The sequence below is a fragment of the Vibrio sp. PID23_8 genome (assembly GCF_003584965.1).
Lineage (GTDB): Bacteria > Pseudomonadota > Gammaproteobacteria > Enterobacterales > Vibrionaceae > Vibrio.
Map to the genome: position 1 here is coordinate 228948 of NZ_LIXE01000004.1, position 12321 is coordinate 241268.

Annotated in this window: 7 protein-coding genes; 4 read left to right on the forward strand and 3 right to left on the reverse strand. The window is 46.3% G+C overall.

Translation table 11 applies throughout. The annotated features are described in order from the left end of the window. Position 1: 1 nt before the first annotated feature. Both AK966_RS10010 and gltB read right to left on the reverse strand, forming a co-directional pair. A complete protein-coding gene (locus tag AK966_RS10010; protein ID WP_099078887.1) occupies positions 2–1471 on the reverse strand; it encodes a glutamate synthase subunit beta in 1470 nt (489 codons plus the stop codon). After that, positions 1471–6021, reverse strand: coding sequence for a glutamate synthase large subunit (gene gltB / locus AK966_RS10015; RefSeq protein ID WP_119464069.1), 4551 nt, complete (start codon positions 6019–6021; stop codon positions 1471–1473). Before gltB ends, AK966_RS10010 begins: the two co-directional genes overlap by 1 nt. 554 nt (positions 6022–6575) lie before the next feature. On the opposite strand from gltB, the gene AK966_RS10020 reads away from it, so the two are divergent. The 3 genes from AK966_RS10020 (at position 6576) to AK966_RS10030 (ending at position 10751) form a co-directional block, all read left to right on the forward strand. Continuing rightward, positions 6576–7520 carry a TIGR01212 family radical SAM protein gene (locus AK966_RS10020; protein ID WP_099078889.1) on the forward strand — a complete coding sequence of 315 codons (945 nt, stop codon included), beginning with the start codon at positions 6576–6578 and terminating at the stop codon, positions 7518–7520. 419 nt (positions 7521–7939) lie between these two features. Beyond that, positions 7940–10300, forward strand: coding sequence for an aerobic respiration two-component sensor histidine kinase ArcB (gene arcB / locus AK966_RS10025; protein WP_099078890.1), 2361 nt, complete (start codon positions 7940–7942; stop codon positions 10298–10300). A 1-nt stretch (position 10301) separates the two neighbouring features. Beyond that, positions 10302–10751, forward strand: a complete 450-nt coding sequence (locus AK966_RS10030; protein WP_099078891.1) for a lipoprotein — start codon at positions 10302–10304, stop codon at positions 10749–10751. A 70-nt stretch (positions 10752–10821) separates the two neighbouring features. Here AK966_RS10030 and arcA read toward each other — a convergent pair whose 3' ends face one another. Then, a complete protein-coding gene (gene arcA / locus AK966_RS10035; protein WP_099078892.1) occupies positions 10822–11538 on the reverse strand; it encodes a two-component system response regulator ArcA in 717 nt (238 codons plus the stop codon). 361 nt (positions 11539–11899) lie between these two features. Between arcA and AK966_RS10045 the strand changes: the two genes are divergently transcribed. Further along, positions 11900–12307 carry a DUF3293 domain-containing protein gene (locus AK966_RS10045; RefSeq protein ID WP_119464070.1) on the forward strand — a complete coding sequence of 136 codons (408 nt, stop codon included), beginning with the start codon at positions 11900–11902 and terminating at the stop codon, positions 12305–12307. Positions 12308–12321: the final 14 nt, after the last annotated feature.

Consider the following 12321-nt stretch of genomic DNA (forward strand, 5'->3'; position numbering starts at 1 on the left):
TTTACGTAGAAAGCATCAATGAATCTGCTTTTGCTTCTAGGTTTGTGCCACCCATTAGGTAACCATCGATAGCACGGGCACATTCACGACCTTCGTTGATGCAACGCACAACCAGAGATTGGCCTGTTCGCATATCACCTGCAGCAAATATACCTTCTTGGTTAGTGGCAAAACCTTGTGTTGCTACGTTACCGCGATCATCTAGCGCGATATCCAGTTGAGCAATCACCCCGGTTGGCTCTGGGTGTAGGAAACCCATCGCAAGGAATGCCATATCACATGGGATCACACGTTCACTGCCTTCTACTTCTTTGAAGCTTGGGCGCTCGCTTGGCTTAGCATCTTGCCAAACAATATCGGCCAGACGAAGGCCAGTGACTTCGCCTTTGTCATTACCAATGAATTCTTTGGTCAGGATGTTCCAGTGACGATCAACGCCTTCTTCGTGAGACGTCGACGTACGTAGGATCATCGGGTACTGTGGCCATGGCATATTGGCAGGGCGCTTCTCTGGTGGAATCGGCATGATTTCAACCTGAGTGATGCTTGCTGCGCCATGACGGTTGGAGGTACCTACACAATCAGAGCCAGTATCGCCACCACCGATGACGACCACATGCTTACCTTTTGCATGGATCTCTTCTGTTTTGAGATCCATGTTGTTAGCACGACGGTTGTTCTGTCCTAGGAATTCCATCGCAAAATGAACGCCTTTTAGCTCGCGGCCTGGAACTGGTAAGTTACGAGGAACGGTTGAGCCACCAGTCAGTAGAACCACATCGAATTCTTGACGCAGTTGCTGGGCATTCACATCAACACCAACGTGTTGGTTAACTTTGAATTTGATGCCAGCCTCTGCCATCAGATTGATCTTACGATCAATCACATCCATTCCCAGTTTGAAGTCTGGGATCCCAAAACGCAGCAGACCACCTACTTTCTCGTCTCGCTCGAATACCGTGACGGTATGACCTGCGCTGTTTAGCTGCTCAGCAGCCGCAAGACCCGCAGGGCCCGAACCAATGATCGCGACGGTTTTACCAGTGCGAGAACGCGGTGTTTTTGGTTTGGCATACCCTTCACGATACGCCGTTTCTACGATGGTTTTCTCGATATTACAGATGGTGATTGGGTCTTGGTTGATGCCAAGTACACAAGCACTTTCACATGGAGCAGGGCAAACACGACCAGTAAACTCTGGGAAGTTATTGGTCGAGCTTAGAATGTTCCATGCTTCTTCCCAGCTATCACGATAAACTGCGTCGTTAAACTCTGGGATGATGTTACCGATAGGGCAGCCGCTATGACAAAACGGCACGCCACAATCCATACAACGAGAAGCTTGAGTATTGATCTTGTCACCAAACTCCTCGTTCAGAACGAACTCTTTGTTGTTCTTGATGCGTTGAGCTGGGTCGACCTTCTGTGGAAGTTCACGACCATGCTCTAAAAATCCAGTAGGCTTACCCATTATACTGCCTCCGCTTGAGTTTCGTTTCCTTGAGACTGTGCTTCAGCTTTACGTTTTTGAAGAACCGCTTTGTAGTCACGCGGCATCACCTTAACCATAGAGGCTAGGCTAGCTTCAAAATTGTCTAGGAAAGACTGAGCGACTTCACTTCCTGTGAATTGAACATGCTTAGTTAGCATGTCGAGCAATAGATCTCTGTCTTCTTGCTCGATTGGATCTAGGTCTACTAGCTCTGGGTTCAGTTTTGACTCAAAGTCGCCTGATTTATCCCATACGTAAGCCACACCGCCACTCATGCCTGCGGCAAAGTTACGACCTGTTGAGCCAAGGATAATTGCTGCACCACCAGTCATGTATTCACAACCGTGGTCACCAACGCCTTCTACAACCACTTTCGCGCCTGAGTTACGAACACAGAAACGTTCACCAGCCATACCGCGAATGAAAGACTCACCTGAAGTTGCCCCGTAGAAACAGACGTTACCAACCACGATGTTGTCTTCCGCGACAATGCTCGACTTCGCATCTGGGTATAGCACTAGCGTGCCGCCAGACAAGCCTTTACCCCAGTAGTCGTTGGCATCACCTTCAACTTCGAATGTCACGCCCTTAGCTAGGAATGCACCGAATGACTGACCAGCAGAGCCTTTGAACTTAACGTTCATTGGTTGAGGCAGGCCTGCGTCTTTGTACACTTTCGAGATTTCGTTCGACAGCATGGTACCCGCAGAGCGGTCTGTGTTGACGATAGGGAACTCGGCATTTACCGCTTCACCTTTCTCTAGAGCAGGAATGGCGGCTTGAATCAGTTTGCGATCCAAGACATCTTCTAAGTTGTGGTTTTGCTGTGTTTGATTGAACACGCCATCCGCTTCGCGCGCTTGTTCAACGTGAAGAACTGGTGATAGGTCAAGATTCTTGTATTTCCAATGAGATACATCTTGGCGAACTTTTAGTTTTTGTCCTTGACCAACCATTTCGTCGATCGTACGGAAACCAAGTTCAGCCATGATTTCACGTAGACCTTGTGCCATGTACTGGAAGAAGGTTACGACGTCTTCTACGCGACCATCAAAGCGTTCGCGAAGTGTTTTGTTCTGAGTTGCGATACCAACAGGACAGGTGTTCTTATGACACTTGCGCATCATGATACAGCCTTCAACCACCAACGCTGCGGTTGCTACGCCCCATTCTTCTGCACCTAGTAGTGTTGCGACTGCAAGGTCACGAGGTGTCTTCATCTGACCATCTGCTTGAACCACGATACGATTACGTAGACCATTCTTCAGTAGCGTTTGGTGAGTTTCTGCCAAGCCAAGCTCCCAAGGAAGACCGGTATGACGGATTGAAGACATTGGTGATGCACCCGTACCTCCGTCGAAACCTGCGATAAGCACAACGTCAGCTTTCGCTTTCGCTACACCAGAAGCTATCGTACCTACGCCAGCTTCCGATACCAGCTTCACGTTCACACGGCCTGCGCGGTTCGCGTTCTTCAAGTCGTAGATCAGCTGAGCCAAATCTTCGATTGAGTAAATATCGTGGTGTGGCGGTGGCGAGATCAGACCGACGCCAGGCGTCGAGTGACGTGTTGCACCGATCCAATCATCAACTTTATCACCCGGTAGCTGACCACCTTCACCTGGTTTCGCACCTTGAGCCATCTTGATTTGCAGCTCTTCAGCGTTAGTTAGGTAGTAAGAGGTTACGCCGAAACGACCTGAAGCCACTTGCTTGATTGCAGATCGTTCCCAATCGCCGTTCTCTTTGCGCTCAAAACGCATTGGGTCTTCACCACCTTCACCAGAGTTCGACTTCGCGCCAAGGCGGTTCATCGCAACAGCCAGTGTGGAGTGTGCCTCGTAAGAAATAGAACCGAATGACATAGCACCTGTCGCGAAGCGTTTCACGATGCTTTCAATTGGCTCGACTTCGTCGATAGAGATAGAACCTGCTGGGTTCTTAATGAACTCAAGTTGGCTACGCAGGGTTACCGCGTTGTCGCCTTGCTTATCTACTGCTGTCGCGTACTGCTTGAACTGCTCGTAGTTCTTGTTGCGCGTAGACTCTTGCAGTAGAGAGATAGTTTCTGGGTTGAAGAGGTGCTTCTCACCACGTTGTTTCCATTGGTAAACACCGCCAACATCCAACATTTGAATTGGGATTTCGCGTTGTGGGTAACCGATGCGGTGACGGATCAGCACTTCTTTGGCGATATCATCAAGGGTTAGACCCTGGATACGAGAAACCGTACCTGTGAAGTATTTGTCTACCACTGATTTGTGGATACCCAAAGCTTCAAAGATTTGCGCACCATGGTACGACTGTAGCGTAGAGATACCCATCTTCGAGAAGATCTTCAGAAGACCGCCATTGATCGCTTTACGGTAGTTGTTGAATAGGTCGCGAGGGTTCGCTTCTGGATCCAACTTCTTGGTGCGTTGTAACTCAACGATGGTTTCAATAACCAAGTATGGGTTAACCGCATTCGCACCGTAACCAAGTAGCGTTGCAAAGTGGTGCGTTTCACGCGCATCACCGGTTTCAACCACGATGTCACACTTCGCACGTAGACCTTTACGGATTAGGTGGTGGTGTACTGCGCCAACCGCCAGCATTGCAGGGATCGCCGCATGGTTTGAGTTCACTGCACGGTCTGTTAACAGGATGATTGAGTAACCATCGATAACTGCGTCTTCTGCGTATTGGCAGATACGTTTTAGTGCACGCTCAAGTTTGCCTTGATCTTCACTAGCTTGGAATACAATATCCAGTGTCTTCGCTTGTAGGTGCTCGTTATCGATCGCACGCAGTTTTTCAAGCTCAGAGTTCGCCAGAACAGGCGATTCCAATTCGACTTTCTGACAGTGAAGTGGGGTTTCAGTCAGAAGGTTTTGGTCTTTACCTAAGTAAGTATTCAGCGACATGACCATACGCTCACGGATCGGATCGATCGGTGGGTTGGTTACCTGTGCAAACAGCTGCTTGAAGTAGTTTGAAAGATGCTGAGATTGGTGAGATAGAACCGCAAGCGGCCAGTCGGCACCCATTGCTGATAATGGCTCTTTCGCGTCATTCGCCATTGGGACGATGATTTCGTTTACTTCTTCACTGCTCACACCGAAAGCTTGTTGACGGTGTAGCAAACGCTCAGGAGAAGGTTGGCTGAATTGGTTGCTTGCGTCTGGCAGCTTCTTCAAGCTCAGTAGGTTGTCTTCTACCCATTTCTCGTAAGGCTGGGCCGTTGCGATGGTGTCTTTGACTTCTTCATCAGAGATGATGCGACCTTGCTCTAGGTCTGCAACGAAGATACGACCTGGTTGTAGACGACCGCGGAATTCAACGTTCTCTGGCTTAATATCCACCACACCAGATTCAGAAGCCATTACTAGGAAGTTGTCTTTGGTCACTGTGTAGCGAGAAGGGCGCAGACCGTTACGGTCCAGTGTCGCACCAACTTGAACACCGTCAGTAAAACATACTGAAGCTGGGCCATCCCATGGTTCCATGATGTTCGCGTGGTACTGATAGAACGCGCGACGTTTAGGATCCATGGTTTTGTTTTCTTGCCATGCTTCCGGGATCATCATCATCAATGCATGTGGCAGGCTGCGGCCAGAAAGCACTAGGAGCTCAAGTGCCATATCAAAGTTAGATGAATCTGAACTGCCTTCCTGACAGATAGGAAGCAGCATGTCGATTTCAGCCTGAGTGAACAGATCTGATTCTAGGATTGCTTCACGGGCTTTCATCCAGTTCAAGTTACCGCGAACTGTGTTGATTTCACCGTTGTGTGCAATGTAACGGAAAGGCTGTGCAAGACGCCATTTCGGGAAGGTATTGGTAGAGAAACGAGAGTGTACCAGTGCCAGTGCGGTCACCATGGTCGGGTTTTGCAGATCAAGGAAGTACTGAGGTACTTGCTCTGTCGTCAACTGACCTTTGTATACCAATGTCTTGTAAGACATTGAGTTAATGTAGAAGTCGTCACCAATATTTGAAACGCTTTCTAGGCAAACACGTACCGTGTAGTTACGAAGTACGTACAGTTTGCGCTCTAGCTCTTCAGGTGTGATGCCAGGACCACCAGAGATAAACACATGCTCAAACTGAGGCTCTGTGCTTAGCGGATCTGCACCGATCATTGAGTTATCGGTTGGCAGTACACGGTAGCCGATAACTTCAAGGTCTAGACGCTGTGCGTTGCGTTCTAGAATGTCACGGCATTGTTCGCGTTTGTATTCGTCTTTCGGGAAAAGAACGACACCAACCCCATACTTTTCAAACGAAGGCAGTTTAATGCCTAGCTTAACAGCTTCTTCTAATAGGAATTCATGAGGTTTTTGTAGCAAGATACCCGCACCGTCACCGCTGCATGGGTCACAACCTTGACCACCTCGGTGTTCCATGCGAGCCAGCATATCCAATGCTTGAGTCACGACTTCATGAGATTTACGGTTTTTAAGGTGAGCAACAAAACCGATACCACAAGCGTCATGCTCCAGCTCCGGAGTGTACAGCCCCTGTGAATTTTGCTCTCTATCTACCATAGATACATCCTTCCAGTTCAATGTCGACGCAAGAATCCCGGACAGATCTCGACTGCCTTAGGTGCGCTCTGTGCGTCTTGTCCTTTATATTTATGATTCGCCACTGGCCGAGGTTGACCAGTCTTGATTCCTTTCCGTATCTCGCAGGAAAAGTATTGCGAGAAAAACAATCCTTGGTGATATCCCTTTATTTATTGCCACAATTTAGTGACTTATATAGGTGGGAACGAGATAACACCGACAATTCCCGTAATTGATGTCGTCTTTTTAATCACAAAAATTACGAGATTGTGTAAGTATCCTACAATTTAGTGACTTCGTAATGCAACGAAAAGTCGCTTTTGTGAGCTAAAAAAATTGTTTAAATATGCACTTTTTGTTTAACATTTGCGCAACAATGCATGCTTTGAATTGTATTTATGCAGGTTTATTGATTTCACACCACTCATGCATCGTTTGAATTGACTAAAATTGTTTGTTTTTTCTTGCAGGGATGTAATTTACTTACATTAATCGTAGTGAGATGCATTACGGTTTACAATTGGTGAGAATCTATGCAGTTACATGAATTGGTCAATACGTTAGGCCAAGACCTTCAGCGTCGTTATGGCGAAAAAGTCCATAAATTGACTTTGCACGGCGGCTTTAGTTGCCCAAACCGCGATGGTACCATTGGTCGTGGTGGTTGTACGTTTTGCAATGTGGCGTCTTTTGTTGATGAAGATGTGCAAATCAAAGGTATCCATGAGCAATTGAAAGATCGCGCCGGTGAGATCCACCGCGCTAAAAAGTACCTGGCATATTTTCAGGCATACACCAGTACCTATGCTGAAGTGCAAGTTCTTAAGAACATGTATGAAGAAGCGCTCAAGGCGGCAGATATTGTCGGTCTGTGTGTGGGGACGCGGCCAGATTGCGTGCCAGATGCCGTGCTTGATTTGCTTTCTGATTATGTGAATCAAGGCTATGAAATCTGGTTGGAACTGGGGCTTCAAACGGCCAATAACGAGACACTTAAACGCATCAACCGCGGCCATGATTTTGAATGTTATGCCGAGATCACCAAGCGTGCCCGTGCTTTAGGCATTAAGGTATGTACTCACCTGATTGCGGGCTTACCAAAAGAGACGCGCGTCGATAATGTCGAGACGATGCGAAAAGTGCTTGAAGTGGGCACGGATGGCGTCAAATTGCACGGATTGCACATTGTTGAGGGTAGCACCATGGCAAAGGCATGGCGTGCTGGTAAACTGGAAGCGCCGGAGCTGGAAGAGTATGTCGCGGTTGCTTCTGAATTGATCCGCATGACCCCCCCAGAAGTGGTCTACCACCGCGTTTCATCTGCGGCACGTCGACCAACCCTGCTATCCCCCCTGTGGTGTGAAAACCGTTGGTTAGCGATGACAGAAATTGGTCGTGCACTCAACAAAGAAGGTGCGCAGGGCAGTTTAGTTGGCAATCCCTTTGTCTACTCTAAGCCAGAATTAAAGATAGATTGAGTAAGTAGAGCGATCAACCGGTGGTCGCTTTGCATTTTAAAGGTTTATCTCCCTCATTTCCTCCCTTTGCCCTTGAGACGGAATCCGATGGGCGACAATTTCTATTTAGCGATAGTTTCTGCGCTTAGGCCGACCAAATTAAGATGGTTGGCCAATGCGTATCTGCGCGGCCTTAAATTATTGCTGATGCTTTGTGACCATTTGCTATAAGTTGAAAATAGACAGTTTAAATTGGCGTATTAAACACGCTAAACTGCATGTACTTTGGTGATTCCTCTTTGCTGGCCCTGAAGCATCTTCGATCACCAATATGTAATTCAGAAAAATTAAACAGACTGCACCTAAATGAACGGTTGTTTAAGCCTATCTAAATCCAAACGCTCAGGGCTCTATATCTCGCTTGTTCCATGGAGTAGTGAATGAAGCCCATGAAAAATCTCGCTCAGTATTACGTAGACTTACTCGTTAGGCTGGGGATTGTCCGTTTCTCAATATTATTGGCATTGGCATTAGTCGCATTGGCTGTTGTTGTTCAAGTCGGTATTACCTTGGCATTACAAGGCAATGTCGATGATATTGATATTGTCCGCTCTGTCTTTTTTGGTTTACTTATTACGCCTTGGGCGGTGTACTTCCTTTCCGTGGTTGTTGACCAGTTAGAAGAGTCTCGTCAGAGGCTAACTAAGCTGGTCGCTAAGCTTAAAGACATGCGCTCTCGTGACCAAGAGTTGAACTTTCAACTGCAGCAGAACATTGAAAAACTTAACCAAGAAATTGAAGAGCGTATTAAAGCCGAAGAAGGGCGTGAAGAAGCGATGCAAGATCTTGAAAATGAGGTCTTTCAGCGTGAACGCACTCAGTTAGAGTTGGCTGAGCGAACAGCATTATTGCGTTCTTTTATCGATGCATCTCCGGATCTGATTTATTACCGTAATGCCGATGGCGTGTTCTCTGGTTGTAACCGTGCGATGGAAGAATTAACAGGCAAAAAAGAGCATCAATTAGTGGGATTGAGCCCTTGGGATGTCTATAGCAAAGAAGTGGCGGAACACATTGTCGACACTGACCAGCAAGTGTTCGATGACAATCAGGCAATCACTTACGAGCAGTGGCTTGAGTACCCTGATGGTCGCAAGAAGTACTTCGAGTTGCGTAAGGTGCCTTTTTATAGCAAGGATGGGCGCCATTTAGGCTTGGTCGGCTTTGGTCGTGATATTACAGAACGTAAGCGTCATGAAGAGTCATTAGAAAAAGCCAGTCGTGATAAAACCACCTTTATCTCTACGATCAGTCATGAACTGCGCACGCCACTGAACGGCATTGTCGGTTTGAGCCGTATGCTGCTAGATAGTCCGTTGGATGATGAACAGCGCAAGCACATGCAAACGATCAATGTTAGTGCGATTACCTTAGGTCATATATTTAACGATATCATTGATATGGATAAGTTTGACCGTCGTAAGTTGGAGTTGCTACCTGCCCCTTTGAACTTTGAAGACTTTGTTGCTGAGGTTGAGAGTCTCTCGGCATTAATGGCTGAACAGAAAGGATTGCGTTTTGATCTCGAGCGTTTGAGCACGCTACCTAAAGCGATAGAAGTGGATGCTACCCGCTTGCGTCAGGTGATCTGGAATCTGGTCAGCAACGCGATGAAATTCACCAAAGAGGGCGGAGTGGTCATGACCGTCAGTGCTGAAGTCGATGAAGATTACGCGACCATTATTATGGAAGTCGAAGATACCGGTATCGGTATACCAGAAGAAGAGCTCGATAAGATCTTTGCGATGTACTATCAAGTAAAGTCAGGCAAAGATAACTTGCATGCGGTTGGGACCGGTATTGGTTTGGCCGTATCAAAACAGTTGATCAATATGATGGAGGGTGATCTGACTGTTGCGAGTGAAGAAGGCTTCGGTAGTACCTTTACCGTGTCGATTCATGTACCGATTGTGGCGTTAGAAAAGCCGGTTATCGATGCGAAACGTGATAACGTGCATCTAAATATCTTTATGGTTGAGGATATTGAACTTAACGTGACAGTCGCCAAATCACTGTTAGAGAGCCTGGGTCACACCGTTACTGTTGCGATGACGGGTGAAGAGGCGCTAATTAACTTTGTTCCTAATGAATACGACTTAGCGCTACTCGATATCCAATTGCCGGACATGACCGGTTTTGATGTGGCGAAGTACTATCGTGAACACTACGATAATTTGCCGCCACTGGTGGCACTGACGGCAAACGTCATGAAAGACCGCCGCGAGTACCTAGATAATGGAATGGACGATGTAATCAGCAAACCGCTTGCGGTACAAGCCCTTCAAGCTGTGATTGATAAGTTCTTTGTTGAGTGCGTTGAGTGTGAGAAGGAAGTGGTTGTGGAATCAGAAGTGGTAGAAGAGGTTACGCCAACCCCACCTCCTGTCATCAACACCCACTTGCTTGATCTGGATATGCTAGAGTCTTATGTGGATATCGTTGGTGTTAAGCCAGTGTTCGACAGTATTAAGATATTCGAAGATATGATGCCAGCGTACATAGGGGTTCTGGACTCAAACATGACCGCAAAAGATCAAGATGGAATCGTGTCGGAAGCACATAAAATTAAAGGGGCTGCGGGTTCGATTGGTTTAAAACACATTCAAAGTGTCGCGCAGAAAGCACAATCGCCAGATATGCCAGCTTGGTGGGAAAATATATCCGATTGGGTAGATGAAATTAAAAACGAGTATCAAAATGATATTCAGGTACTAAAAAGTTGGTTGGAACAGAGGAAATAATATGAAGAGACTGTTATCTGCAACACTAGCGATTGCACTGCTGGCAGGTTGTAGTTCTGCTCCACAAATTGTTTGGCAGGAAAATAGCCAAGTCACAATGAATCAAGTGAGCATTGAGCTTAAGAGTAACCTTTGGGTGAACCTAATGCCAACCATTGGTGAAGTGCAAGAACAGAACGTACACGGTGCTTTGTATTTACAAGCAAACAAAGATTTGCCTGCGAACTTGACGGTTGATGCTCTGATCATTAAACAAGGTGACTCTGAGTGGCAGATAAATGGTGACTTGCTAGAACTACGTACGCACAGTGAAAACCAATGGGAAGTGGTGTTTGTGTGGCAGATTGAAGCTAATATGGAAAATCCAGTTGATATTGCACTGCTACTTGACGATGCTGGGAAACAAGCTTGGTTAGTCGAAAAAGGCATCCGAATCGACAAGGTGTACTGAATATACCAAATCGAAGGTAGAAAAAGGGCTTGCTCATGGAGCAAGCCCTTATTATTTGTTCTGGGGCAGATTAGTCTTCTAGATCGCCACAGAAGCGGTAACCTTCACCGTGAATAGTCGCGATGATTTCTGGCGTACCTGATACAGATTCGAAGTGCTTACGAATACGACGGATCGTTACGTCTACAGTGCGGTCATGTGGTTTAAGCTCACGACCAGTCATCTTCTTAAGAAGATCCGCTCGAGTTTGAATCTTACCAGGGTTCTCACAGAAGTGCAGTAGTGCGCGGAATTCAGAACGAGGTAGTTTGTAGCTATCACCAGCAGGGCTTACTAGCGAGCGACTGTTGATGTCTAGCACCCAGCCGTTAAACTCGTATTTTTCTACCGAACGTTTCTCTTCTTGCACTGCATTGCTGCTCATAGAGCGGCTCAGTAGGTTACGAGCACGGATAGTCAATTCGCGAGGGTTGAATGGTTTTGTGATGTAATCATCAGCACCTATTTCAAGACCTAGGATCTTGTCTACTTCATTGTCACGACCAGTTAGGAACATCAGTGCGATGTTCGCTTGCTCGCGTAGTTCACGAGCTAGCAGGAGGCCATTTTTGCCTGGAAGATTAATGTCCATAATGACCAAGTTGATTGCATTTCCTGACAATACTTGGTGCATCTCTTCACCGTCACTGGCTTCAAAAACAGCGTATCCCTCTGCTTCAAAAATACTCTTAAGAGTGTTACGAGTTACTTGCTCATCTTCTACGATAAGGATCTGCGGGGTTTGCATTGGCGGTACCTAAATTTGTGACAAAATTGTGCTAATAGAATAAATTCTAGGCAAAAATATAACATACAGGTAATGTGATTTTGATAATAAATCAACTTGTTCAAAAAAACACTTCTTTCAGCTATTCGCCTTCCGTGGAATTTTGCCAACTCACCAGTATCCAATGGCGACGTTTATTCTAAAGGGCTTGTTTACCGTTCAACTCCTATCTGACAGGGACTTTAGAACGTGAACACCCTAAGACATGGTGCGGATTTTATATTGTTAACAGCATGCTAACAATGCTCAAATGTTAATTCCATGCAGTTTGTTGATTTACATCAATTGATGAAATGTAACAGTTATTAATTGCTTAAAGGTTATGATAGAAAAAAGTAACGCGAGCATAGACGCAAAGTTATGGAATGCTTATGCAGGTTCAGTGTTTCGGTTTAAGACTCAATGGCAGGTTTCAAGCTATGCAGTGATAACCGCTTGGAACCCTAATAGTAATCAGCGGTCAAAAGAAGAGAATTGCATAAGTAATCAGGCGTTAGAAAAACAGCTAAACCACGTCAATTATGTGCCAGTTACCGTTGGTGATGATTCGTTTGAGTGGTATGAAGAAAGCTATGCGGTTGAACTTTCACCAGCGGAAGCCATTATTTTGGCTAAAACGTTTGATCAAAATGCCATTTACTATGTTGTCAATGGCGTACTCTACCTCATCGCCTGCGTAGAACCTTTGGTACGGAAAAAGATTGGTGCAATCGAGGAGAGACTGGTGTAGCAAAAATACGATTC

Excerpts from the sequence above, each read along its gene's own strand:
- AK966_RS10010 (WP_099078887.1), bottom strand. The coding sequence starts at position 1,471 with ATGGGTAAGCCTACTGGATTTTTAGAGCATGGTCGTGAACTTCCACAG.
- gltB (WP_119464069.1), bottom strand. The coding sequence starts at position 6,021 with ATGGTAGATAGAGAGCAAAATTCACAGGGGCTGTACACTCCGGAGCTG.
- AK966_RS10020 (WP_099078889.1), top strand. The coding sequence starts at position 6,576 with ATGCAGTTACATGAATTGGTCAATACGTTAGGCCAAGACCTTCAGCGT.
- arcB (WP_099078890.1), top strand. The coding sequence starts at position 7,940 with ATGAAGCCCATGAAAAATCTCGCTCAGTATTACGTAGACTTACTCGTT.
- AK966_RS10030 (WP_099078891.1), top strand. The coding sequence starts at position 10,302 with ATGAAGAGACTGTTATCTGCAACACTAGCGATTGCACTGCTGGCAGGT.
- arcA (WP_099078892.1), bottom strand. The coding sequence starts at position 11,538 with ATGCAAACCCCGCAGATCCTTATCGTAGAAGATGAGCAAGTAACTCGT.
- AK966_RS10045 (WP_119464070.1), top strand. The coding sequence starts at position 11,900 with ATGATAGAAAAAAGTAACGCGAGCATAGACGCAAAGTTATGGAATGCT.